The 22510-nt window shown below is 68.2% G+C and carries 25 protein-coding genes; 15 read left to right on the forward strand and 10 right to left on the reverse strand.

Going from position 1 to position 22510, the window contains the following annotated elements:
- The first annotated feature begins 128 nt into the window (after positions 1-128).
- The 3 genes from E0H73_RS09655 to E0H73_RS09665 all read left to right on the forward strand — a co-directional run bounded on the left by E0H73_RS09655 (position 129) and on the right by E0H73_RS09665 (position 2166).
- Positions 129-491, forward strand: a complete 363-nt coding sequence (locus tag E0H73_RS09655) for a DsrE family protein (protein ID WP_131353138.1) — start codon at positions 129-131, stop codon at positions 489-491.
- A gap of 71 nt (positions 492-562) precedes the next feature.
- Entirely contained in the window at positions 563-1714 is a 1152-nt protein-coding gene (locus tag E0H73_RS09660) for a molybdopterin-dependent oxidoreductase (protein WP_131353139.1), read from the forward strand.
- Positions 1711-2166 (forward strand): hypothetical protein, encoded by a 456-nt coding sequence (locus tag E0H73_RS09665; RefSeq protein WP_131353140.1) that lies wholly within the window; start codon positions 1711-1713, stop codon positions 2164-2166. The genes E0H73_RS09660 and E0H73_RS09665 overlap by 4 nt, the downstream gene beginning before the upstream one ends.
- On the opposite strand, the gene E0H73_RS09670 is transcribed toward E0H73_RS09665, so the two are convergent.
- Positions 2103-2933: a beta-keto acid cleavage family enzyme gene (locus tag E0H73_RS09670; protein WP_131353141.1), complete on the reverse strand. Its 831-nt coding sequence runs from the start codon at positions 2931-2933 to the stop codon at positions 2103-2105. The genes E0H73_RS09665 and E0H73_RS09670 overlap by 64 nt on opposite strands.
- A gap of 34 nt (positions 2934-2967) precedes the next feature.
- On the opposite strand from E0H73_RS09670, the gene dtd reads away from it, so the two are divergent.
- Both dtd and E0H73_RS09680 read left to right on the forward strand, forming a co-directional pair.
- Entirely contained in the window at positions 2968-3393 is a 426-nt protein-coding gene (gene dtd, locus E0H73_RS09675; RefSeq protein WP_131353142.1) for a D-aminoacyl-tRNA deacylase, read from the forward strand.
- 54 nt (positions 3394-3447) lie between these two features.
- Positions 3448-4305, forward strand: coding sequence for a GIY-YIG nuclease family protein (locus E0H73_RS09680; RefSeq protein ID WP_165555553.1), 858 nt, complete (start codon positions 3448-3450; stop codon positions 4303-4305).
- A 97-nt stretch (positions 4306-4402) separates the two neighbouring features.
- On the opposite strand, the gene E0H73_RS09685 is transcribed toward E0H73_RS09680, so the two are convergent.
- The 6 genes from E0H73_RS09685 to E0H73_RS09710 form a co-directional block, all read right to left on the reverse strand.
- Entirely contained in the window at positions 4403-5629 is a 1227-nt protein-coding gene (locus tag E0H73_RS09685; RefSeq protein WP_131353144.1) for a choice-of-anchor P family protein, read from the reverse strand.
- Positions 5630-5930: 301 nt separating this feature from the next.
- Positions 5931-6227: a DUF1416 domain-containing protein gene (locus E0H73_RS09690; protein WP_131353145.1), complete on the reverse strand. Its 297-nt coding sequence runs from the start codon at positions 6225-6227 to the stop codon at positions 5931-5933.
- Between the two features lie 3 nt (positions 6228-6230).
- On the reverse strand, positions 6231-7079 hold the full coding sequence (locus E0H73_RS09695) for a sulfurtransferase (protein ID WP_131353146.1): 849 nt from the start codon (positions 7077-7079) through the stop codon (positions 6231-6233).
- A gap of 12 nt (positions 7080-7091) precedes the next feature.
- Entirely contained in the window at positions 7092-7556 is a 465-nt protein-coding gene (locus E0H73_RS09700) for a DUF4395 domain-containing protein (protein ID WP_131353147.1), read from the reverse strand.
- Positions 7557-7831: 275 nt separating this feature from the next.
- Positions 7832-8722 carry an RDD family protein gene (locus tag E0H73_RS09705; RefSeq protein WP_165555555.1) on the reverse strand — a complete coding sequence of 297 codons (891 nt, stop codon included), beginning with the start codon at positions 8720-8722 and terminating at the stop codon, positions 7832-7834.
- A 62-nt stretch (positions 8723-8784) separates the two neighbouring features.
- Positions 8785-9225 (reverse strand): TlpA family protein disulfide reductase, encoded by a 441-nt coding sequence (locus E0H73_RS09710; RefSeq protein WP_131353149.1) that lies wholly within the window; start codon positions 9223-9225, stop codon positions 8785-8787.
- Positions 9226-9297: 72 nt separating this feature from the next.
- Between E0H73_RS09710 and arfB the strand changes: the two genes are divergently transcribed.
- Positions 9298-9723 carry an alternative ribosome rescue aminoacyl-tRNA hydrolase ArfB gene (arfB, locus tag E0H73_RS09715; protein ID WP_131353150.1) on the forward strand — a complete coding sequence of 142 codons (426 nt, stop codon included), beginning with the start codon at positions 9298-9300 and terminating at the stop codon, positions 9721-9723.
- Between the two features lie 24 nt (positions 9724-9747).
- On the opposite strand, the gene E0H73_RS09720 is transcribed toward arfB, so the two are convergent.
- Positions 9748-10461: a winged helix-turn-helix transcriptional regulator gene (locus E0H73_RS09720; RefSeq protein ID WP_131353151.1), complete on the reverse strand. Its 714-nt coding sequence runs from the start codon at positions 10459-10461 to the stop codon at positions 9748-9750.
- A gap of 127 nt (positions 10462-10588) precedes the next feature.
- Between E0H73_RS09720 and E0H73_RS09725 the strand changes: the two genes are divergently transcribed.
- Both E0H73_RS09725 and E0H73_RS09730 read left to right on the forward strand, forming a co-directional pair.
- Positions 10589-10828 (forward strand): MoaD/ThiS family protein, encoded by a 240-nt coding sequence (locus tag E0H73_RS09725; RefSeq protein ID WP_131353152.1) that lies wholly within the window; start codon positions 10589-10591, stop codon positions 10826-10828.
- Positions 10829-10892: 64 nt separating this feature from the next.
- A complete protein-coding gene (locus E0H73_RS09730; RefSeq protein WP_131353153.1) occupies positions 10893-11201 on the forward strand; it encodes a hypothetical protein in 309 nt (102 codons plus the stop codon).
- Between the two features lie 2 nt (positions 11202-11203).
- Here E0H73_RS09730 and E0H73_RS09735 read toward each other — a convergent pair whose 3' ends face one another.
- Positions 11204-12982: a bifunctional metallophosphatase/5'-nucleotidase gene (locus E0H73_RS09735; RefSeq protein ID WP_131353154.1), complete on the reverse strand. Its 1779-nt coding sequence runs from the start codon at positions 12980-12982 to the stop codon at positions 11204-11206.
- A 117-nt stretch (positions 12983-13099) separates the two neighbouring features.
- On the opposite strand from E0H73_RS09735, the gene mshD reads away from it, so the two are divergent.
- On the forward strand, positions 13100-14017 hold the full coding sequence (mshD, locus tag E0H73_RS09740; protein WP_131353155.1) for a mycothiol synthase: 918 nt from the start codon (positions 13100-13102) through the stop codon (positions 14015-14017).
- Between the two features lie 127 nt (positions 14018-14144).
- Here mshD and E0H73_RS09745 read toward each other — a convergent pair whose 3' ends face one another.
- Positions 14145-15200 (reverse strand): alpha/beta hydrolase, encoded by a 1056-nt coding sequence (locus E0H73_RS09745; protein WP_238163906.1) that lies wholly within the window; start codon positions 15198-15200, stop codon positions 14145-14147.
- Between the two features lie 94 nt (positions 15201-15294).
- Here E0H73_RS09745 and E0H73_RS09750 point away from each other — a divergent pair, with 94 nt between their 5' ends.
- From E0H73_RS09750 to pstA, 6 genes are all read left to right on the forward strand, one after another.
- The gene (locus E0H73_RS09750; protein ID WP_131353156.1) at positions 15295-17454 is read left to right on the forward strand and encodes an RNA degradosome polyphosphate kinase; all 2160 of its coding nucleotides are present in this window, start codon (positions 15295-15297) and stop codon (positions 17452-17454) included.
- 9 nt (positions 17455-17463) lie between these two features.
- Positions 17464-18345, forward strand: coding sequence for an NUDIX hydrolase (locus E0H73_RS09755; RefSeq protein ID WP_131353157.1), 882 nt, complete (start codon positions 17464-17466; stop codon positions 18343-18345).
- Positions 18346-18497: 152 nt separating this feature from the next.
- On the forward strand, positions 18498-18971 hold the full coding sequence (locus E0H73_RS09760) for a bifunctional nuclease family protein (RefSeq protein WP_131353158.1): 474 nt from the start codon (positions 18498-18500) through the stop codon (positions 18969-18971).
- A gap of 256 nt (positions 18972-19227) precedes the next feature.
- On the forward strand, positions 19228-20340 hold the full coding sequence (gene pstS, locus E0H73_RS09765) for a phosphate ABC transporter substrate-binding protein PstS (protein ID WP_131353159.1): 1113 nt from the start codon (positions 19228-19230) through the stop codon (positions 20338-20340).
- 161 nt (positions 20341-20501) lie between these two features.
- On the forward strand, positions 20502-21587 hold the full coding sequence (pstC, locus tag E0H73_RS09770) for a phosphate ABC transporter permease subunit PstC (RefSeq protein WP_131353160.1): 1086 nt from the start codon (positions 20502-20504) through the stop codon (positions 21585-21587).
- Positions 21584-22504: a phosphate ABC transporter permease PstA gene (gene pstA, locus E0H73_RS09775; protein WP_131353161.1), complete on the forward strand. Its 921-nt coding sequence runs from the start codon at positions 21584-21586 to the stop codon at positions 22502-22504. The genes pstC and pstA overlap by 4 nt, the downstream gene beginning before the upstream one ends.
- The last annotated feature ends 6 nt before the right edge of the window (positions 22505-22510 follow it).

Genomic DNA, 22510 nt, shown 5'->3' on the forward strand with positions numbered 1-22510 from the left:
TAGACGACGAACGCCGAGAACCAGGCCATGAACACGCAGACCAGGATCAGCAGGGAGGTGAAGATGACGTGCAACACGTCGGCCAGTCTAGGGGATACCGGCCCGGAAGCTTCGGTTACCGTGGCGTGATGTCCCGCACCCTGGTGATCAAGCTGACCGCAGGCGCCGAAGAGGCCGAACGCGCGAACCAGGCGTTCACCGTCGCCGCGACCGCCGTGGCCGCCGGAGCGACCGTCTCCCTGTGGCTGACCGGCGACGCCGTCTGGTTCGCCGTCCCCGGACGCGCCGAGACCTTCGAACTCCCGCACGCGGCCCCGTTGGCGGACCTGGTCGGCACGGTTCTGGAGGGCGGGCAGCTCACGGTGTGCACCCAGTGCGCGAAGCGTCGGGACCTCACCGAGGCCGAGCTGCTCCCCGGCACCCGGGTCGCCGGAGCCCCGGCGTTCACCGAGGAGATCCTCACCGACGGGACGCAGGCGATCGTCTACTGACGGTCCGGCCGTTCGCGAGCAGTAACCGCTGAGCGACGTTCGGGGCAGGTGATCTGCGTTGTAGTGGAAGCATGAAGCTTCCGGCGCCCCCGACGGAGAAGTCGTTCCCCTCCCCGCTGCACCAGCCGCGGGTCGCGGTGGTGATCGGACGCTGGCTCGGGATCGCGGTGACGATCTGCTTCCTGACCGGGCTGTTCAGCCACTTCCAGCAGGAGACCCCTGGCTGGCTTCACATCCCCAGCCGGCCGGCCTCCCTGTACCGCGTGACGCAGGGGCTGCACGTCCTGAGTGGCACGGTCGCCGTGCCGTTGCTGCTGGCAAAGTTGTGGACGGTCTATCCCAAACTGTTCGCCAAGCTCCCTTGGCCGCCGAGCCGCCAGGCACTGGCGAACGTCCTCGAGCGGCTGTCGATCCTGGTGCTGGTGTCCGCGATGGCACTGGAGTTGTTCATCGGGTTCGTCAACACGCTGCAGTGGTATCCGTGGCCGTTTCCCTTCAAACAAACGCATTACGCGCTGGCCTGGATCATCATCGGCGCACTGCTGGTCCACCTCGCGGTCAAGCTCCCGCTGATCGTCGCGCACTGGCGCGCAACCTCCGAGACCGTCGCCGAGTCGTTGCCGCCAGCAATCACCGGACTGACCCGCCGCGGGCTGTTCCGGACGGTCGCCGGGGCGGCCGCGCTGGCCGGCATCACGTCGGTCGGCCAATCCGTTCCGGCCCTCGGCCCGGTCGCGGTGCTGGCGCCTCGCAAGCCGAACATCGGTCCGCAGGGCCTGCCGATCAACCGTACGGCGCACGACGCGGGTGTCACCGGGATCGGACCGGACTGGCGCTTCACGATCAAAGGACCACAGGAGCTGTCGTACACGCTCGACGAGTTGCAACAGCTGCCGCAGAGCAGGTCCGACCTGCCGATCGCGTGCGTCGAGGGCTGGAGTCAGGGCGCTCGATGGGAGGGCATTCGGATCCGCGATCTCCTGCAGCTGTGCGGGGCGCCGAAGGGTTCCAGGGTCCGGGTGGTCTCGATGGAGAAGGGCGGCTTCTACGCGACCAGCGAGCTGCCGCCCGAGTTCGCCGATGATCCACTCACCCTGCTGGCGCTACGCCTGAACGGCGGTGAGCTGGCCCTCGACCACGGCTATCCGGCTCGGATCATCGCGCCGAACCGGCCCGGCGTACTGCAGACCAAGTGGGTCCACCGCCTGGAGGTGATCGCATGAAGCTCCGGGCATCCCTCGCAGCTGCCGGTATCGGCGTCGGCCTCTGGGGACTGTGGCTCCTGCTGGACGCAGTGCAGCTCCAAGCGCTCATCCGGCTGCCGCTGTGGCTCGCCGGCGCGGTGCTGGCCGATGACTTCTTCCTGGTCCCGCTGACCGTCGCCACCGGCTGGCTGGTCACCCGCTGGTCCGCCGGTCCGGACCATCACCGCACCATCAGCGCGGTCCGAACCACCTTGCTGTACGTCGGTCTGACCACACTGATCGCGATCCCGCTGCTGCTGCGGCAGGGCAAGGGCGTCAACCCGACCGTGCTGCCGCGCGACTATCTGCGCGACTGGCTATTGCTGGAGGCAACGATCATCGTGATCGGCGTGGTGTGGTTCGTGGTTCAGCGGTCCCGCTTCACGTTCAAGAAGTCGCGCGCCTCGTCCGGCGACATCGGCGGGCGCTGAGCCATCGTCGCGAGGGCCGCGGCGCGCTCGACCAGTTCGGCGTTGTGCGTGACCGGCCGGCCCTTCGCCAGCGTCAGCGTGTCCTCCATGCCGACTCGGAGGTGACCGCCCTTCGACAAGGCCGCCAGTGCGACGTTGAGCGACGTACGCCCGATGCCTGTCGCTGACCAGGACGTGACCGCGGCGGGGAGTGCGTTGACGGCTGCCACGAGGGCGTCCGTCGTGCCGGGCATGCCGCCTGGGACTCCCATCACCAGGTCGCAGTGCACGCGGCCGCCGTACGGCAAGCCGAACTTGTCCAGCAGCCGGTGAAGCGCGGCCACATGCCCGAGGTCGAACAACTCGAACTCCGGGACCACCTCGCGCTCCTGGCTCAGCTGGTAGAGCTCGGCCACGAACGGCCACGGGTTCATGAACACGTCGTCACCGAAGTTGACGGTCCCCATCGTCAGCGAGCAGGAGTCGGGACCGGCGTCGAGCACCCGGAGCCGGTGGTCGTACGGATCGGTCACCGCGCCACCGGTCGACAGTTGCACGATCAGCCCGGTGTTCGCCCGGATCGCGGCGACCGCGTCGGTCAGGCGGCTGAGCTCAAGCGTGGGCCGGTGCTCGCCGTCGCGGATGTGCAGGTGGATCATCGCCGCTCCGGCGGCTTCACACCGTTTCGCCGTCTCCACCAGCTCGTCGAGCGTGGTCGGCAGAGCCGGGCAGTCCGCCTTCGCGGTCTCGGCACCGGTCGGGGCAACGGTGATCAGAGTGGACGCCATGACCGGACCATATCCCGCAGGGCAGGATGGTTCCATGAGAGCTGTAGTACAGCGGGTGAGCCAGGCGTCGGTGACCGTCGACGGTGAAGTGGTCGGAGCGATCGAGGGTCCGGGGCTGGTCGTCCTGCTCGGCGTCACGCATGACGACACCGAGGAGAAGGCGAAGACACTCGCCGCCAAGATCTGGACCCTGCGCATCCTCCACGACGAGCGGTCCGCCTCCGACGAGCAGGCACCGATCCTCGCGATCAGCCAGTTCACCCTGTACGCCGACACCCGCAAGGGCCGCCGTCCGTCGTGGAGCGCGGCCGCCCCCGGCCCGGTCTCCGAACCCTTGTACGACGCCTTTTGCGCGGCCCTGGAGTCACTCGGCGCCAAGGTCGAACGCGGCAGGTTCGGCGCCCACATGGACGTCGCGCTCGTCAACGACGGTCCAGTCACCCTCATCCTGGACGCCTGACCGCCCGTGGCCCCCGCCCGTACTGTCGCCCGCCGACTCCCGCAGGAGCCGGGCGTGTACCGCTTCCGCGACGAGGCCGGCAAGGTGCTGTACATCGGCCGAGCGGTCAACCTGCGCCGCCGGGTGCAGTCGTACTGGACCCACCTCGGCGACCGGCCCCGGCTGGCCCGGATGGTCAAGCGGATCGCCCGGATCGAGAGTGTCTGGTGCGATTCGGAGCATGAGGCAGCCTGGCTGGAGCGCAACCTGCTGGAGTACTCGAAGCCGCGCTGGAACCGCATGGAGGGCGGAGCCGAGGTCGTCGGCTACATCCGCTTCGACGACGGACCCCAACGGCCGGGGCTGCGGTTCACGCACACCGTCAGCCCGGCGGCGCCGCACTTCGGTCCGTACCTCGGTGGATTGCGCGTCCGGCAGGCGATCTCGGCACTTCAGCGAGTGCTGCCGCTGCAGTACACGGCGGACTCCAACGGATCGGTCCGTGAGTTCGCTGAGTTGTTCGGCATCGGTCCGGACGACCGCGAGGCACTGGCCCGTACGGCGTGCGCCGTACTCGAGCGTGATCCGGCCGCGGTGACTGCGTTGCGCGCCGAGTTGGTACGTCGACGGGACGTGGCCGCCGCCGGGCTCCGGTTCGAGTTCGCGGCCAAGCTGCAGGACGAGCTTGCGGCGTTCGAGTGGATCGTCGCGGAGCAGAAGGTGTCCCGGCTCGAGCCGCACGATGTCGACGTCCACGGCTGGTCGGACGGTGTGCTGGTGCGGTTCCGCATACTCGGTGGCCGGATGCAGACCTGGACGCAGCAGGCGGTGACGGAGACGACGGCCCGCGACCGGGTGGAGGCCACGCCGGTTGCCTGGCGGACGTTCGCGCAACGCAACGCGGAGCTCGCCGCGCGGTTGCGGCAGGAATAGCACCGGCCCCGGACTCGGATCGTGAGATCCGGGCCCGGGGCCGGGTGTGCTGTTCTGGGTCGGTGAGGTTCGACTCAGAAAGGTACGTCGAGCTGGATCAGCTGACGACGCCGGCGGCCGAGTGGCCGACGATGACCTTGGTGTTCAGGCTGTAGACGTCGATCACCAGGGCGTTCACGGAGATGTACCGCTGCTGCCGCAGGACCTGGTTGAAGGTCAGCCGGGCGACACCCGGGATCTCCAGCGTCTTGTTCTCGCCGGTCGCGACCGGGTAGGTCTTGTTGCCGACCTTGATCGAGGCGATGCTCGAGGACGAGCTCACGCCGCCCTTGCCGTCCTTGGTCTTCCACGCCGACGCCGAGGACTCGATGGCGCCGATCGACAGGTTGCCGACCTTCACTCCACCGACGTGCGAGGTGAAGTTGATGTAGGACTTGTTCTCGCCGATGGCGCCGTTCTTCGTGGTGTAGACCGCACCCACGTAGGCGACCTTCGGGATGTTCAGCTCGCCGACGGCCACCCGCACCGTCTTGCCCTCAGTCCCCTGGCAGGTGGTCTGAAGCGACGTCGGGCCGGAGACGACCAGCTTGTCGGCGTTGGCCTTGGTGCCGTACGCGTCACCGATCACCAGCGCGGTGGCCGGCTTGGAGATCTCCGCGCGGGTCTTCAGCACCGCGACGTCGACACCCTCCGGGATGTACTGGTTCTTCACCGTCGCGTGCAGCACGACCGCCTGCGCGTACGAGTAGATGCCGGAGCTGGTCTTCACGCCACCGACGCGGTTCAGCACGATGTAGCCCAGGCCCGGAACCGCGACCTTGGTGTTCCACTTCGGCTTGATCAGCGACGGCACCGAGATGGCGCCGATCTTCACACCCGCGAACGTCGTGTTGCCGGTGTAGGACAGCTGGCCCTTGGAGTACTTCGCCGTGGTGGTGGTCTTCACACCCGTCAGCGTGAGCAGGTTGCCGACCTTGATGTCGACGGCGGTCGCGTTGCTGGTGACGCCGGTCCCGCGCTTGTCGTTGAACGCGTGCGTGTCGGTCCGCACGCTGCGGGCGATCGCCTGGTTGTTCACGTTCGCCGTGGCGATGTCGTTCTTGTCGGCCTTCGTGGCGTCCGTGGTGCAACCGAACTTGCTGACCACCTGCGGGCCGCTGTTCGCCAGCCCGGATTCAACGTCGGTCCCGTACGAGTAGCCGCTGTATCCGAAAACCGGCGAGGCGGACGCAGAACCCGAAGTCAGCGCGATCGTAGAAGCCACGCCGACAACCGCCGCAACTCCGACGGCGGCGAGCTTCTTGTATCCGATGCGGGGTCGCATTGACCCCTCCTCCCTGAGTGATGACGTGACCCGAAGTGCGGGTCAGGACACAGACACAACTCAGCCGATTGCGGTAGGTGACGAGCTGACCCCGCTCCGAGACCAAACCGTTACATGGCCGCCCGGCAGCCGAGATTTCCCGCTGTACCCGTAACCCGGGCACGATGACCGCAAAGCCCTGTACGGCGGCGGATCCGGACATGCCGAAGGGCCCGAACGCGCAAGGTCCGGGCCCTTCGGGGCTTACTTCAGGGTGGGCCACCGTCGGGTGGAGGTGGCACCATCAGTAACGATCGACGGCTCAGACGGTGACGGCCACTTCCGCGACCGCGCCGTACTGGGCGACGACCTGGCGGTCGACCGGGTCGGCCTTCGGCGCCAGCGTGCGCAGCGTCCAGCTGCCCGGCGCCGCGAAGAACCGGAAGTGCCCGGTCGCCGACGTCGGCACCTCGGCGGTGAACTCACCGGAGGAGTCCAGCAGCCGCACGTACGCGCCACCGACCGGCTCCTCGCCGCGCAGGACCTGGCCCTGGATGACGGCTTCCTTGTCGACGTCGACACCCTTGAGGTCGAGGCCGCCCTTCTTCGCTCCGCACATGTGTCAGGCCTTTCCGGGCTCGTCGCCGAGGGCAACGGGTACGCCGACCAGCGAACCCCACTCGGTCCAGGATCCGTCGTAGTTCTTCACGTTCGCCTGGCCGAGGATCTCGTGCAGCACGAACCAGGTGTGCGCCGAGCGCTCGCCGATCCGGCAGTACGCGATGGTGTCCTTGCCGAAGTCGACGCCCGCGTCGGCGTACAGCTTCTGCAGTTCGTCGTCGGAGCGGAAGGTGCCGTCGTCGTTGGCCGCCTTGCTCCACGGGATGCTCGCCGCGGTCGGGATGTGCCCGGCGCGCTGCGCCTGCTCCTGCGGCAGGTGGGCCGGAGCCAGCAGCCGGCCGGCGTACTCGTCCGGGCTGCGGACGTCGACCAGGTTCTTCACGCCGATGGCGTCCTTCACCTCGTCGCGGAACGCGCGGATGTTCAGGTCCTGCGCCTTCGCCTTGTACTCGGTGGCCTCGCGCTTGACGACCTCGTCGGTCAGCTCGCGGCTGTCCAGCTCCCAGCGCTTGCGGCCGCCGTCGAGCAGCCGGGCGTCGCTGTGCCCGTACAGCTTGAAGTACCAGTACGCGTAGGCCGCGAACCAGTTGTTGTTGCCGCCGTACAGCACGACCGTGTCGTCGTTCTTCACGCCGCGGTCGGACAGCAGTGCCTCGAACTGCTCCTGGTTGACGAAGTCCCGCCGGACCGGGTCCTGCAGGTCGTCCTTCCAGTCCAGCTTGATCGCACCGGCGATGTGGCCGGCGTCGTACGCCGAGACGTCTTCGTCGACCTCGATCAGGACGACCCCGGCGTCGTTCTTGTGCTCCTCGACCCAGTCGGCCGAGACGAGCGCGGATTCCCTGCTCATGTGTGCTGCCTCTCAGTTGGTAGCGGTGTTAGGCGTACGAATGCGGTGGATCAGCAGATAGGCCTCGCAACCGAGGCAGAGCCCGACGGCCGCGTTCACGAACGCGGCGACCAGGGCGAATCCGGTGGCGACCACGCCGAGCACCGTCGCACCGGTCAGATACCCGACCAGACCGACGACTGCGAAGACGAGGCCGACCAGCTGGGCGAACCGCGGCGGAGCGGCATCCTCCAACTCCTTGGGCGGACCGAGCCGTGGCCGGATCAGCCGCTTGAACAGTTGCCCGTACGGCGAGGCCTGGACGCCGAACGCGACCGAGATCGCGAACACCACGGTCTGCACCGCGAGCGGCCAGGGGCTGTTCAGTACGAGCGTCAGGGCCAGGAGCACCGTGGTCACACCGGCCGCGAACCGGAGTCCCCGCGGATCGACCTGGGGGTGTTTCACCGTGTGCTGTTGCGCCGTCCGATCGGACATGACGACTCCCGGAGAAGGAGTGGTTCGAGCCGGACCCGCCCGGGTTTGCGGGGAGACGACGTACGCGGAACCGTGCTCAGCGACCGGTTCCGCAGCGCTCGGGACGCCGCCTGGTCAGCGGCGACGACACAGCGACGAGCGCACCCGGCAGTTGTCCACTGCCCGGCGCTTGGTCAGCCATGTCGTGTATGCCACGGATCGAGACTACGGAAGCCCGGCCACCCGGCCCGCCCTGGTCTCACTGAGTGAGACAACTGATCAGATTACGGACAACCCTAGTTGGTCCGGACCACGTTGGTGCCGGCGACCTTGTCGTGCAGGGCCTGCTTCTTGTCGTCCCAGAGCGGCCAGAGGTAGTTGATCAGCGCGACGAAGCCGAACAGCGTGCCGACCAGCGGGATGGCGCCGAGCAGGCTGAGGCCGATGATGAAGCCGTACCGCTTGGCCACGGCCGGACCCGGCGGCAGGCCCGGGACGTCGCGCAGCCGGACCGCGATGCCGAGCGCTTTCTTGCCCGGGGTCCAGCCCTTCTTGGTGAGGAAGAGGTACTCGTAGACGAAGGCGACCAGCAGCCCGATCAGGACCGCCGGGATCATCCACTGGTACGCCTCGGCCGGCAGCGTGGTGCTGGGCTGGGTGTTCCCCGCGGCCGCGGAGTCCATGGTGTCTTCGAGGTAGTCCCAGATCACCTGGATGTACTGGTAGTAGAAGTAGCCGGTCAGCGGCAGACCGATGATCCCGACGATGATCGAGTCGAGGATCCGGGCCCACACGCGGCGCCACCAGCCGGACAGCGGCTGGCCGTCCGGAGTCGACGGCACCCGCAGTCCGGGGTAGCCGTAGCCCTGCTGCTGTTGCGGGTACGCCGGATAGCCCTGCCCCTGCTGCTGCGGCTGCCCGTACTGCGGTTGCCCGTACTGCTGGGGCTGTCCGTACTGCGCCGGCTGGCCGTACTGCGCGGGTTGGCCGTACTGCGGTTGGCTCGGCTGGCCGGACTGCCCTCCGCCGTACACCTGGCCGTGCTGGGCGGGCTGCCCGTACTGCTGGCCCTGGTACGGACCGGGACCCTGCTGGCCGCGGCGCTGATCAGTCCAGGCGTTGCCGTCCCAGTAGCGCTGCTGGGTCGGGTCCTGTGGGTCGTCGTACCAACCGGCTGGGTAGCTCACGTGGGACAGCATTCCCTACGAGGCGGTGCATCCGCCATTGGGTTGCAGCTACCGGACACCGTCTACTGCGGCTGGCGGTCGAGCGCGGTCGCCAGCGCGGCGATCACGTCGGGCTTGCGCGGCGCACCGCTGGCCCGTTTGACGACCGCTCCGGTGCGGTCGAGCACCAGCGTCGTCGGGGTCCGCAGGATGTCGAGCCGCCGGACCAGCTCCAGGTGCGACTCGGCGTCGAGCTCGACATGCCGGACGCCGTCGACCATGCCCTCGACCTCGGCCAGCGTCCGCCGGGTCGCCCGACACGGTGCGCAGAACGCCGACGAGAACTGCAGCAGCGTCGCCCGCTCCCCCAGCTCCGCACCGACCTCCGCCGCGGAAACCCGCTCCACGCCGTCCACTTCTCGCGTCACGACCTTCCGGAACCGCCCGTCCCACCACACTTTGGCCAGGCTGAACAGGACACCAGCGGCAACCGCCGCTACCAGTACCCATGTCCCCAGGCTCATAGCAATCCACAGTACGTCGCAGTGTTTACGCTTCAACCAGCCGTTTCACTCCTCCGACTGGACAATGGGTGGGTGGAGAACGGACTGGTGGTGCGGGCGGGGGTGGTCATTCCGGACAGCGAGTTGGCGTGGAGGTTCTCGCGGTCCAGTGGGCCGGGTGGGCAGTCGGTGAACACGACGGACAGCCGGGTGGAGCTGAGTTTCGACGTGGCGGCGACCACGGCGTTGAGCGACGTACTGAAGGCGCGAGCGCTGGAACGGCTGGGGTCGCGGCTGGTCGACGGCGTGGTGACGATCGCTGCGTCGGAATACAAGTCGCAGTGGCGGAACCGGGAGGCGGCTCGCGAGCGGCTCGTGGCGCTGATCCGGGAGGCGATCGCGCCACCGCCGAGGAAGCGGCGGCCGACCAAACCGAGCAAGTCGTCCGTCCGGCGCCGGCTCGACGACAAGAAGCGCCGAGGCCAGACCAAGCGCCTCCGCGGCCGCCCGGACGACTAAGAGGCCGCCCGGAGGACCAAGAGGTCAGGCCGGCGCGTCAGCGGTTTCGCGGGTGGCGGTGACCGGTGGGACGACGAAGCGGTAGCCGACGTTGCGGACGGTCCCGATCAGGGACTCGTGCTCCGGGCCGAGCTTCGCGCGCAACCGTCGTACGTGCACGTCGACGGTCCGGGTGCCACCGAAGTAGTCGTAGCCCCAGACCTCCTGCAGCAGTTGCTCGCGGGTGAACACCCGGCCCGGGTGCTGCGCGAGGAACTTGAACAGCTCGAACTCCTTGTAGGTGAGGTCGAGCGCCCGCCCGTTCAGCTTCGCCGTGTACGACGCCTCGTCGATCACGACGTCGCCCGTGCGGATCAGGCTGGAGTCGGGGTCCTCGTCGCGGGCCGCGGCGAGGCGGCCGATCACCAGCCGCAGCCGCGCCTCGATCTCGGCGGGACCGGCGGTGTCGAGCAGTACGTCGTCCGCGCCCCAGTCGGCGTTCACCGCGGTCAGACCGCCCTCGGTGACCACCAGGATCAGCGGCACCTCGATCCCGGTGGTGCGGATCAGACGAGACACGCTCCGGACGGCGACCAGGTCGCGGCGGGCGTCGAGCAGGACCGCATCCGCATCGGGAGCATCGACCAGCGCGGCGACCTCGGCGGGCAGGATCCGGATCTGATGCGGAAGCAGCGCGAGCGACGGCAGCACCTCCGTGGAGGCCTGCAGTGCGTTCGTCAGCAGAAGCAACGTACTCACGCTGTCTCCTCGTGCCCGGTCGTCAGGCCCCGGCGGCGTCGTTGCCGCGGACCTGAGACACACTGGGTAGCAACAGCAAGCTGACATAATAGCGGACGAGCTATCGACCAGTGAGGCGTACTCCCAGATGCCGGAAGTGACCATCAGGTACTTCGCCGCCGCGCGCAGCGCCGCCGGCGAGTCCTCCGCGACAGCCGACGCCGCCTCGATCCGCGACCTGATCGGCACCGTCTCCACCGGCCGGCCCGAGCTGGCCCGGGTGCTCGGCATCTGCACCTTCCTGCTGGACGGCCAGCGGGCCGATCCCGGCACGCCGCTGCACGCCGGTGCTCAGGTCGATGCTCTGCCCCCGTTCGCGGGCGGCTGAGACTTTTACCTTCTGGGGAAGATGCTGCTACCTTGCGTACTCGGTTCTTTTCGGAAGGTGACCGATGGCGCACGTTGCTCCGACTTCGCATCGCCGTGCGACCCGAGCGTCGCATCGCGGGCATCGCAGTGACGACGGGCCGATCCAGATCACGACCTGGCTCGGACTGACGTTCGCGTTCGTACTTGGCCTGGTGCTGACCGGGCGGTCGCACGTCGGCGTCCATGCGGCCGGGATCACGCTGCTGCTCATGCTGGTGCCGCTGACGGTCGCCGTGTTCGGCACCGCGTTCAAGCGTGGCTTCGGCTCAGGGAAGGCGGCGTTGACCACCGCCGCCTCCCTGGCCTTCGTGCTGGTGAAGTTCTTCTTCTGAGGTCAGGAACCGATCGAGATCCGGTCGGTCGCAACCGGTGTGTACGGGTCGTGCGCGGTCAGGTAGTTCGCGAACGCGTCGATGTCGAGGCCGCCGAAGAACTTGCTTGTCGCCGTGGTGAAGGCCGGGAAGCCGTCACCGCCGTCGGACAGGAAGTTGTTAGTGACGATCCGGTACGTCGTCGCGTCCACCAGCGGCTGACCGGCGATCATGATCGATCCGGCCACCACCTTCGAGCCCGCCGCGGCGGCCGGGTTCCAGGTGTAGGTGATCCCGGCGACCTGGAGCACCTTGAACTTGGCCGGCTCCGGACCGTTGACCCCGGAGAACTGCTGCTCCAGCAGGGCCTTGATCTGGGTGCCCGTCATGTCCATCGACACCAGGAAGTTGTTGAACGGCTGCACGGTGAACGCCTGCCCGAAGGTGACCTGACCACCGGTCGACGCCAGGTCGGCCCGGATGCCGCCCGGGTTCATGAACGCCACCACCGGCGTCTTCCCGTCGGTCACCACCGTCGGATCGGCCAGTTGCGCGTCCGCGATCAGGTTGCCGAGCGGTGACTCGAGCGAGTCGTCGGGAGTGCGCACCACCGACGGGGTGGTGAGGTGGCCGATCACCTTGTTCGCGATCGGGTCGACCAGCGTCTTGTACTTCGCGATCAGCTCGCTGGTCTTGCGGTCCTGCGGGACGTCCTGGGTGACGATCTGGTTGTTCGCCATCGTGTTCAGCCGGTCGACGTCACCGGTCTTGTTGTCGATGCTGAGCCGGACATCGGTGACCAGCCGTCCGAACGACGAGGCGCTGGTGACGAGCCGCGGCTGCTTGGCGCTGTCCATCAGCGTGCAGTTGTAGGCCTGGTGGGTGTGGCCGGAGATGATCGCGTCGATCTCCGGGTCCAGTCCGGCGTTGATGTCGACGATCGGGCCGGAGATGCCCGGGCAGCTGTTGTAGGCCCGCGGGTCGGCCGGGAAGCCACCCTCGTGCAGCAGCACGACGATCGACTCCACGCCCTTCTTCTTCAGCACCGGAACCAGCGCGTTCGCCGTCTCGACCTCGTCCTTGAAGGTCAGGCCCTCGATCCCGGACTTGGTCACGATGTTCGGCGTGTTCTCCAGCGTCATGCCGATGAACCCGACCTTGCGGCCGTCCTTGAAGCTCTTGATCGTGTACGGCGCGAACAGCGTCTTCTGCGTGTTCTCGAAGAACACGTTCGCCGACAGGTACTTGAACTTGGCGCCCGTGAACGGGTGCTTGGCGTCCGGGCAGGAGTTCTGGTTGTTCTGCCCGTCGCCGTCCGGCAGGCAGCCGCCGGTCTGCATCCGGAGCAGCTCGTGCCAGCCCTCGTCGAACTCGTGGTTGCCGACCGAGGCGGCCTCCAGGCCCATCCCGTTCAGAGCCTCGATCGTGGGCTCGTCGTGGAACGCGGCCGACAGCAGCGGCGAGGCGCCGATCAGGTCACCCGCGGCGACTGTGACCGAGTCCTGGCCCTTGGCCTCCGCGGCCGCCCGCAGCTGCTTCAGGTGCGTGGCCAGGTACGCCGCCCCGCCGGCCGGCGTGCCGTTGATGTTGCCGCTCGAGCCGGTCGCCGGCTCCAGGTTGCCGTGGAAGTCGTTGATGGCGAGCAGCTGGATCTGGGTGTGCGTCGGCTTGGGCTTCGCCGTCGCCGCCTGGGTCACGGTTCCCCCCGTGGCCAAGCCGAGCACAGCGGCCGTCCCGGCAGCGGCCAGCCCGAGGGCCCATCGCTTCCTCGGCCACGTCTTGTCTCGTCCTGTCAAGGCCATGTCTTCTCCGTCGTCGTTGCGATCACCTTTGATGCGCGGTGCCGCGAAATTACCCGACTCGCCCGGCCTCTGAAAGGACTTGAGCATGAACTCGTCCGGACCTTTTACGGTATTGGAGTGACTCTCGAAGCCGTACCCTCACCGTTGCCTTCGGCCACTGCCGCCGCCGTCACAGAGCTCGCCCATGCGGCGGCACAGAGCGACGGAGTGAACCCGTTGTCGGAGCGCACGCTGCTCCATCTCGACGGCGAGCACTCCGGTGACGTCCACGTCCTCGCGTACGAGGGCGAACCCGGAATCATCGAGGTCTCCGGCCTGCAGAGCGCCCGGAACCTGATCGGGTACGGCGCCCTGGCCGCCGACGGCTCCGCCGAGCTGGTCGTCACCCCGTCGGCACGACGCCAAGGCACCGGCACGGCGCTGCTCCGGATGCTGCTCGACCACGGTGGTGACCGGATCCGGGTCTGGGCCCATGGGCGGCTGCCCGGCTCCGACGAGCTCGCTACACGGCTCGGTCTGGAGGTCACGCGGGAGCTCTACTTCCTCCGGCGTACCCGGGCGGCACTGCCCGACCCGGTGTGGGCCGAGGGCATCGACGTACGGACGTTTGTGCAGGGACAGGACGACGCGGCGTGGCTGCAGGTGAACGCGCGGGCGTTCGCGGACCACCCCGAGCAGGGCAGTTGGACGGCGGAGGATCTGGCCGAGCGGCTGCAGCAGCCGTGGTTCGATGCGGCCGGCTTCTTCCTGGCTGTGGACGCCAAGAGCGGCGATCTGGCCGGTTTCCACTGGACGAAGGTCGAGGACGGGGTCGGAGAGGTCTACGTGGTCGGGGTCTCCCCCGACCACCAGGGCAGCGGCTTGGGCAAGGCGCTGACGCTCCAGGGTCTCCGCTATCTCCAGGATGACCGCGGCCTCGATGCGATCGTGCTGTATGTCGACGGCACGAACACTGCGGCCCGACGTCTCTACACGTCCCTCGGCTTCATCACAGCTGCGCTGGACGTCCAGTACGCACCCTCCGCCACCCTGTGAGTGACGTCACAGCGAAGCTGCGAGCTCACTTCGCGTCATGAACCGCGGCCGGAAACGTCCCACCATCAACCAGGAGCCGTCCGTGCCTCTTACCCCCCAGCCGGGCGGCTCCTGGCCCCACCGTCGATCAGCGGAGCACGGCTCTGAGGTGATCGGTGAGATGAGCGCGTGCCTCCTGGACAGCGCCGGGGACGGCAAGAAGATTCATGAAGCCGTGGGTCAGCCCGCTGTGGCAGATGTGAGTGACCTCGACGCCGGCTGACTTCAGCGCGTCGGCGTACTCGTTGCCGTCATCGCGGAGGGGATCGAAGCCGCCGGTGGCGATGTAGGTAGGCGCCAAACCGGTGAGGTCGGGGGTCAGAATGGGCGAGACCAGTGGGTCCGGCCTGACCCCGGGGTCAGGGGTGTAGTGGTCCCGGTACCAGATGATGTCGTGCTCGGTGATGATGAAGCCGTCCGGGAACAGGTCCCGGCTGGGGCGTCGGTGAACGAGGTCGAGTCCCGGATACAGGAGGACCTGAAGCGCCGGACGCGGGAGGTCGCGGCTGACGCACTGCTGGGCGACCACGGCGGCCAGATTCCCGCCGGCACTGTCGCCGCCGACAGCGACCAGCGCGGGATCGACCCCGAGGTCCTCGGCGTGGTCGACCGCCCAGGTGAAGGCCGCAATGGCATCCTCCGCGGCCGTGGGCGCGGGCGCCTCCGGGGCCAGGCGGTAGTCCACCGAAAGGATCCGGAGACCGGCTTCGTCGGCCAGCGCCCGGCACAGGCAGTCGTGGGTATCGAGGTCGCCGACGACCCAGCCACCGCCGTGGAGGAACACGAGCAGCCCACGACCAGCGTCCCTGGGCACGTACAAGCGGGCGCCGAGCTGACCGTCGGCACCACGGACGGTGAGCTCGGTCACACGGTGTAGTTCCCGCGGGTTCCCGGCGACCAGCTTGCATACCGTGCGCAGATGCGCACGTGCCGTGGCCACGTCCGATTTCGTTGTGCTTGGCAACAAACCCTCAACGCGCAGGAGCAGTTGCACCTCGGGGTCAAGAGTGTTGCCGTCGATCTGGATCGGCGCACCGGCCAGCCGCCTCCGAACGGCCGTGGGCAGCGCGTACAGCGGCTTCACCGCGTTCGCCTGAACGGCGGACACCGCGTTGCCGAGCAGCGCGTCCAGTCGTGGGTTCACAAGGCGAGACGCTAGCAACAGCAGCCGGTCCGGGACGGCACCAGCCTGCGAATCGGACATGCCCGTGGCTACCTCCCGTTCACCAAAGGATGGGATGCTGGACAACGTGGCAGGAGACTTGCTGGCGTCCCACAACCGGGAGTACGACGTCGAGCCCCCGTACGACATCACGGCGGCCGGCGACCTCCCGGAGGACCGTTTTTCCGATCGCGAGCTGAGCTGGCTCGCGTTCAACCAGCGCGTTCTCGAGCTGGCCGAGAACGATCGGGTCCCGCTCCTGGAGAGGGCCAAGTTCCTGGCCATCTTCGCCAACAACCTGGACGAGTTCTTCATGGTCCGGATCGCCGGTCTGAAGCGCCGCATCGCCGCCGGTGTCGCGGTGAAGGCGGCCAGTGGCCTGCTTCCGCGCGAGGTGCTCGACCGGAGCCTGGCCCGCAGCCGCGAGCTGATGGACCGGCACGCGCAGACCTGGCGGAAGGCGGTCCAGCCGGCGCTGACCGAGCAGGGCATCGACATCCTCCGCTGGGAAGAGCTCGCGCACAGTGAGCGCGAGGAGATGACCCAGTTCTTCCGGGACCGCGTCTTCCCGGTGCTGACCCCGCTGGCGGTCGACCCGTCGCACCCGTTCCCGTACATCTCCGGCCTGTCGCTGAACCTGGCGGTCGTGGTCCGCAACCCCGACACCGGCGGCGACCACTTCGCCCGGGTCAAGGTGCCGCCGCTGCTGCCGCGGTTCGTGCAGGTCGCGGAGGGCCGGTTCGTCCCGCTGGAGGACGTCATCGCGACCCACCTGGGGCAGCTGTTCCCGGGGATGGAGGTCACCCAGCACCACACCTTCCGGGTCACCCGCAACGAGGACCTGGAGGTCGAGGAGGACGACGCCGAGAACCTGCTGGCCGCGCTCGAGAAGGAGCTGCTGCGCCGCCGGTTCGGCCCGCCGGTCCGGCTCGAGGTGGAGGAGTCGATCGACCCGCAGGTGAAGGCGCTGCTGCTGTCGGAGCTGGGCGTCACCGCGTCCGAGGTGTTCGAGTTGCCTGGCCCGCTGGACCTGCGTGGCCTGTTCAACATCGCCGGTCTGGACCGGGCCGAGCTGAAGTACCCCGGCTTCGTGCCCTCCACCCATCCGCACCTGGCGGAGGTCGAGACGTCAAACCCGGCGGACATGTTCGTCGCCCTGAAGCAGCGCGACGTACTGGTGCACCACCCGTACGACTCGTTCTCGACCAGCGTGCAGCGGTTCATCGAGCAGGCCGCCGCGGATCCGCACGTGCTGGCGATCAAGCAAACGCTCTACCGGACGTCGGGTGACTCCCCGATCGTGGACGCGTTGATCGACGCGGCCGAGGCGGGCAAGCAGGTGCTGGTGCTGGTGGAGATCCAGGCCCGGTTCGACGAGCAGGCGAACATCAAGTGGGCCCGCCAGCTCGAGCATGCCGGCTGTCATGTGGTGTACGGCGTGATCGGCCTCAAGACCCACTGCAAGCTGTCGATGGTGGTGCGCGACGAGCCGGACGGCCTGCGCCGCTACGTCCACATCGGCACGGGCAACTACCACCCCAAGACCGCCAGGCTGTACGAGGACCTCGGCCTGCTCACCAGCGACCGGGTGGTCACCGAGGACATCGCCCACCTGTTCAACCACCTGTCCGGCTTCGGCCGCAGCTCCGGCTACCGGCGGATCCTGGTCGCGCCCCAGTCGGTGCGGCGGGGCCTGATGGAGCGGATCGAGCGCGAGGTGCAGCATCACCTGGCCGGCCGGCCCGCGAAGGTCCGGATCAAGGTGAACAGCCTGGTCGACGAGGCACTCTGCGACGCGCTGTACCGGGCGTCGCAGGCCGGCGTACCGATCGAGCTCTGGATCCGCGGCATCTGCACGCTCCGGCCCGGCATCCCCGGCCTGTCCGAGAACATCCAGGTGCGCAGCATCCTGGGCCGGTTCCTCGAGCACAGCCGGGTGTTCTACTTCGAGAACGGCGGTGAACCGGAGGTGTGGATCGGCTCGGCCGACCTGATGCACCGCAACCTGGACCGCCGGGTCGAGGTGCTGGTCCAGCTCAAGCAGCAGGACCACATCGCCGAACTGGACGAGCTCTTCGACCTCGCGCTCGACGAGGACACCCAGTCGTGGTGGCTGCAGCCCGACGACACCTGGCAGGCGAAACTGACCGGACCGGGCGGAGAACCGCTGCGCGACTTGCAGGAAAGACTCATCGCCACGCGTGGCCGACGCAGAACCGCTGACCCGATTACCTAGGCTGACATCATGAGCAACCCGGCGACGGTCATCGCCGCGGGTGGTGTCGTGTGGCGTGAGCGCCGCGACACCCGGCAGGTGCTGCTGGTGCACCGTCCCCGGTACGACGACTGGTCCCTGCCCAAGGGGAAACTGAATCAGCACGAGCATGTACTGCGTGCGGCCGGCCGCGAGATCGAGGAGGAGACCGGATACCGGGTCGTGCTCGGCCCACCGGTCGGTGTGCAGCGCTACACGGTCCGCAAGAACGGCGGGACCGCGCCGAAGCTGGTGCACTACTGGTCCGCCAGACCAGTCGACGACAACAGCGACTTCCGCCCCAACGACGAGGTGGACGAGGTCGCCTGGCTGCCGGTGGACAAGGCCCGCACCAAGCTCAGCTATCCCCGGGACGTGGACATCCTGGACAACCTCGACCGGGTGATCCCGGTCGTCGCCACCCTCGTCCTGGTGCGGCACGCCGCGGCGGTCAAGCGCAAGGACTGGGACGGCAAGGACACCAACAGACCGCTCAGCGACACCGGTACGGCGGTTGCCGAGCGCCTGACCGGCGTACTCGCCGCACTGGGAGTGAACCGGCTGATCAGCAGCGACGCGGAGCGGTGCATCGCGACCCTCAGGCCGTACGCCGCCTCGATCGGACGGCACATTCACCTGTGGCCGGAGATCTCCGAGCGCGGGTACGACGCCGATCCGGACGGGCTCCGTGGACTGGCGGACCGGGCCTGGAAACAGGGCAAGGTGACCGCCGTCTGTTCGCACCGGCCGGTGCTGCCTGCGCTGGCCCGGGAGCTGGGGCTGAGGGTGGGGAAGTTCTCCCCCGGCGCCTTCGTGGTGGCCCACCAACTGGCCGGCGGGCGGCTGGTGCACGAGCGCTTCAGCGCCCCCTGAAGGTGATCGTCGACACACCCCGGGCACGGCTCGGTGACGATCCAGGCACAGCCGCTGGGGCACCCGAGTCACACTGGTGGTGACGGGTATGTTCCTACCGAGGAACCGGCGCCCCACCGGGTGCCGGTCTGAGGAGAGGTTCGGGGCGCACCATGACGATGATGCGAGAACTGACACTGATCGGGATCCGGATGGAATCGCCCAACCGGGCCCCGGTGATGATGCTGCGCGAGACCGAGGGCTACCGCTACCTGCCGATCTCGATCGGCTCGGTCGAGGCGACCGCGATCGCCTACGAGGAGCAGGGCCTGCGCCCGTCGCGTCCGCTCACCCACGACCTGATGCGCGACCTGATCGAGGCCTTCGGCGTCCACATCGAGGCGGTCGAGATCGTCGAGTTGCGCGACGCGGTCTTCTACGCCGAGCTTGTCCTCGGCAACGGTGCCCGGGTGTCCGCTCGGCCGAGCGACTCGGTCGCCCTCGCGGTCCGGCTCGGTACGCCGATCCGTTGTACCGAACAGGTGCTCCGCGAGGCCGGCGTGGCGACGCCGGAGGAGGAGCAGGCCGAGCTCGAACGGTTCCGCCAGTTCCTCGACGGCGTGGCCCCGGAGGACTTCTCCAGCTGAATCCCGACGCCGGTTGTTCATCTCCGGCGATGTGCCCAGCGTCACCGAAATGTGGGCCGACGGGCGTTCGGTTCTACGCAGAGTCACGGCTCTTAACGCAGTTCACCTGCTGGCCGCCTGGCGGCACGCCAGCCGTCGCACACGCTATTGGAATCGTTCACCGCTCGTTCACCGACGACGGACCGGTCGGTCACCTCGTCTCCCTACCGTCTGTGGAAGTTCAGAAGTCTGATTCCCGCAGAAGGGCAACACTCTCGTGTCCGTCAATCGCCTGCTCCGCGTCGGCTCCGTCGCCGTGGCATCCCTCGGTGTGCTCGCTCTGAGCGCCTGTGGCAGTGACCCGGAGCCGTCCGGCTCCTCGAACCCGAGCAGCTCGGATTCCTCGGCCGCCGCCGACTGCCCGCAGGGCACCCTGAACGCCGAGGGTTCCTCGGCGCAGAAGAACGCCATCGACGAGGTCATCAGCAAGTACAACGAGAAGTGCGCCGACGTCACGGTGAACTACAACCCGACCGGTTCCGGTGCGGGCATCAAGCAGTTCAACGCGTCGCAGGTCGACTTCGCCGGCTCCGACTCGGCCCTCAAGCCCGAGGAGATGACCGCGGCCACGAAGCGCTGCGCGAACAACGCGGCCGTCGACCTGCCGATGGTCATCGGCCCGGTCGCGATCGCCTACAACGTCGAGGGCCTGGACAAGCTGGTCCTGGACGGCCCGACCGCCGCCAAGATCTTCCAGGGCACCATCAAGACCTGGAACGACCCGGCGATCGCCAAGCTGAACTCGGGCGCCACCCTGCCGTCGGCCCCGATCTCGGTGTTCTTCCGCTCCGACGAGTCCGGCACCACCGAGAACTTCTCCAAGTACCTGGCCGCCTCCGGCGCCGGTGCCTGGACCGGTGAGCCGGCCAAGAAGTGGACCGGCACGGGTGCCGGCAAGGAGAAGTCCGCGGGTGTGGCCGAGGGCGTGAAGAGCACCAAGAACTCGATCACCTACGTCGAGTGGTCGTACGCCGTCGACAACAAGCTCGGCATCGCCCAGATCGACAACGGCTCGGGCACCCCGATCGAGCTGTCGGCCGAGTCCGCGGGCAAGGCGCTGGCCGCCGCGAAGCCGGCCGGTACCGGCTCCGACCTGGCGCTGAAGCTGGACTACGCGACCAAGGAGGCGGGCGCCTACCCGATCATCCTGGTCACCTACGAGATCGCCTGCACCAAGGGTCTGCCGGCCGAGAAGACCGCGCTGGTGAAGAGCTTCCTGACCTACTTCGCGAGCAAGGACGGCCAGGCGTCGCTGACCGACCTGAACTACGCGCCGCTGCCGGAGGAGATCCGGACCAAGGTCGACGCGGCGATCCAGTCGATCAGCTGAGTCGGTCGATCCGCTGACGACGAAGCAGCACTGATGCGAGCCCCGGCCGGTCCGAGTCATCGGAAGCGGCCGGGGCTTCGCCTCGTCGGACCCGGGAGCGGGTTCAACCTGATCCTCAGTCCGGACCTGACCCCACGACCAAGGCGCTTGGAGCACCATCGATGAGTAGTCCAGACGGCACGGAACCGCCCGGCCGGCCGGCGGAACCCGCCGCCGTGGCAGCAACCGGCGACCAGGCCGGACCGAAGCTCGACCTCGGCCCGGTCGGCCACCTCGGCGACCGGCTGTTCAGCAGCCTGGCGCACGGCTCCGGCGCCCTGGTGATCGCGATCGTCTCGTTCGTCGGCATCTTCCTGCTGGCGCTGGCGATCCCGGCACTGGCCGACGACCAGAGCAGTTTCCTCTTCTCCCGGATCTGGGAGCCCGGCGGCGACCAGCCCCGGTTCGGCATCGCGGCGATGTTCTACACCACTGTGATCAGCTCGATCATCGCGATGATCATCGCGGTCCCGATCGCGGTCGGCGTCGCGCTGTTCGTCACGTACTACGCGCCGAAGCGACTGGCCACGCCGGTCGCGCACGCGGTCGACCTGCTCGCCGCCGTCCCGTCGATCATCTACGGCCTGTGGGGCATCCTGTTCTTCGCGCCGATCCTGCGGCCGGTGATCGACGGTCTCGCCACCGCCCTCGGCTGGCTGCCGCTGTTCGAGAAGCCGCCGGGCGACAACGTCGGCGTGGTGTTCACCGCGTCCGTCGTACTGGCCATCATGATCCTGCCGGTCGTCACCGCGATCAGCCGGGAGATCTTCACCCAGACCCCGGTCGCGCACCGCGAGGGCGCACTCGCGCTCGGGGCGACCAAGTGGGAGATGATCCGGATGGCCGTGCTGCCGTACGGCCGGTCCGGTGTGGTGAGCGCCTCGATGCTCGGCCTGGGCCGGGCCCTCGGTGAGACCGTCGCCGTACTGATCATCCTGTCGGTGCCGAACGCCAACGACCCGTGGAACTCGTCGATCTTCGCCGGTGGCGAGACCTTCGCGTCGAAGATCGCCAACAACGCCGCCGAGTTCGACTCGCCGGAGAAGACCGGCGCCTACATCGCGGCCGGCCTGGTGCTGTTCGTGGTGACGTTCCTGGTCAACTCCGCGGCCCGGCTCATCGTCGCCCGCAGTGGACCGGGCGGGAAGCGGACACGACGCAACCGCAGCGCCGGCGGAGCCGCCGCGAAGGAAGGAGCCGTAGCGTGACCACGCTTGCAGCCAACAAACCGGCCTACGACGGGCAGGCTCTGGACCTGACCGGGAAGTCGGGCGCGCGGGCCTTCAAGAACACGCTCGCCACCGTGCTGATCACGCTCGCCTTCGTGCTCGCGATGATCCCGCTGATCTGGATCCTGTGGACCGTCGTCAGCAAGGGCTACCACCTGCTGTTCGACGCCAACTGGTGGAGCCAGTCGCAGCGCGGGATCACCGTCCGGCGCGAGGGCGGCGGCGCGTACCACGCAATCATGGGCACCCTGATCATGGGCCTGATCACCGCCGTGATCGCGGTCCCGATCGCCATCCTCGGCGCGATCTACCTGGTCGAGTACGGCAAGGGCACCCGGCTGGCCCGGGCGGTCAGCTTCATGATCGACATCCTCACCGGTGTCCCGTCGATCGTCGCCGCACTGTTCATCTACGCGGTCTGGATCACGATCTTCGGCTTCAACCGGGTCGGGTTCGCGGTGTCGCTGTCGCTGGTGCTGCTGATGTTGCCGGTCGTCCTGCGGTCGACCGAGGAGATGCTGAAACTCGTCCCGGACGAGTTACGGGAAGCGTCGTACGCACTCGGCGTACCGAAGTGGAAGACGATCCTCAAGGTGGTCGTGCCGACCGCGTTCGGCGGCATCATCACCGGCGTGATGCTCGGCCTGGCCCGGGTGATGGGTGAGACCGCGCCGCTGCTGATCCTGGTCGGCTACTCCAAGAACATCAACCTGAATCCGTTCGACGGGTTCATGGGCGCGCTGCCGACGATGATCAACCAGGACCGGACCGAACTGGCGCTGCAGCCGGCCGCGGACCGGGTCTGGGCGGCGGCGCTCACCCTGATCCTCCTTGTCCTGGCACTCAATCTGCTGGCCCGGCTGGTTGCCCGGTTCAGCGCCGTCAAGTCGAAATAGTCACGA

It is taken from the genome of Kribbella pittospori, assembly GCF_004331465.1.
GTDB classification, from domain to species: domain Bacteria; phylum Actinomycetota; class Actinomycetes; order Propionibacteriales; family Kribbellaceae; genus Kribbella; species Kribbella pittospori.

What these genes read in the sequence shown, in the direction of transcription:
- E0H73_RS09710 (WP_131353149.1), bottom strand. Translation starts at nt 9,225, where the DNA reads ATGAGCCTGGGGACATGGGTACTGGTAGCGGCGGTTGCCGCTGGTGTC.
- E0H73_RS09730 (WP_131353153.1), top strand. Translation starts at nt 10,893, where the DNA reads ATGGCGCACGTTGCTCCGACTTCGCATCGCCGTGCGACCCGAGCGTCG.
- dtd (WP_131353142.1), top strand. Translation starts at nt 2,968, where the DNA reads ATGAGAGCTGTAGTACAGCGGGTGAGCCAGGCGTCGGTGACCGTCGAC.
- E0H73_RS09735 (WP_131353154.1), bottom strand. Translation starts at nt 12,982, where the DNA reads ATGGCCTTGACAGGACGAGACAAGACGTGGCCGAGGAAGCGATGGGCC.
- E0H73_RS09755 (WP_131353157.1), top strand. Translation starts at nt 17,464, where the DNA reads ATGAGCAACCCGGCGACGGTCATCGCCGCGGGTGGTGTCGTGTGGCGT.
- E0H73_RS09690 (WP_131353145.1), bottom strand. Translation starts at nt 6,227, where the DNA reads ATGTGCGGAGCGAAGAAGGGCGGCCTCGACCTCAAGGGTGTCGACGTC.
- E0H73_RS09725 (WP_131353152.1), top strand. Translation starts at nt 10,589, where the DNA reads ATGCCGGAAGTGACCATCAGGTACTTCGCCGCCGCGCGCAGCGCCGCC.
- E0H73_RS09750 (WP_131353156.1), top strand. Translation starts at nt 15,295, where the DNA reads ATGCTGGACAACGTGGCAGGAGACTTGCTGGCGTCCCACAACCGGGAG.
- E0H73_RS09670 (WP_131353141.1), bottom strand. Translation starts at nt 2,933, where the DNA reads ATGGCGTCCACTCTGATCACCGTTGCCCCGACCGGTGCCGAGACCGCG.
- E0H73_RS09685 (WP_131353144.1), bottom strand. Translation starts at nt 5,629, where the DNA reads ATGCGACCCCGCATCGGATACAAGAAGCTCGCCGCCGTCGGAGTTGCG.
- E0H73_RS09665 (WP_131353140.1), top strand. Translation starts at nt 1,711, where the DNA reads ATGAAGCTCCGGGCATCCCTCGCAGCTGCCGGTATCGGCGTCGGCCTC.
- E0H73_RS09760 (WP_131353158.1), top strand. Translation starts at nt 18,498, where the DNA reads ATGACGATGATGCGAGAACTGACACTGATCGGGATCCGGATGGAATCG.
- pstC (WP_131353160.1), top strand. Translation starts at nt 20,502, where the DNA reads ATGAGTAGTCCAGACGGCACGGAACCGCCCGGCCGGCCGGCGGAACCC.
- E0H73_RS09700 (WP_131353147.1), bottom strand. Translation starts at nt 7,556, where the DNA reads ATGTCCGATCGGACGGCGCAACAGCACACGGTGAAACACCCCCAGGTC.
- E0H73_RS09660 (WP_131353139.1), top strand. Translation starts at nt 563, where the DNA reads ATGAAGCTTCCGGCGCCCCCGACGGAGAAGTCGTTCCCCTCCCCGCTG.
- E0H73_RS09695 (WP_131353146.1), bottom strand. Translation starts at nt 7,079, where the DNA reads ATGAGCAGGGAATCCGCGCTCGTCTCGGCCGACTGGGTCGAGGAGCAC.
- E0H73_RS09655 (WP_131353138.1), top strand. Translation starts at nt 129, where the DNA reads ATGTCCCGCACCCTGGTGATCAAGCTGACCGCAGGCGCCGAAGAGGCC.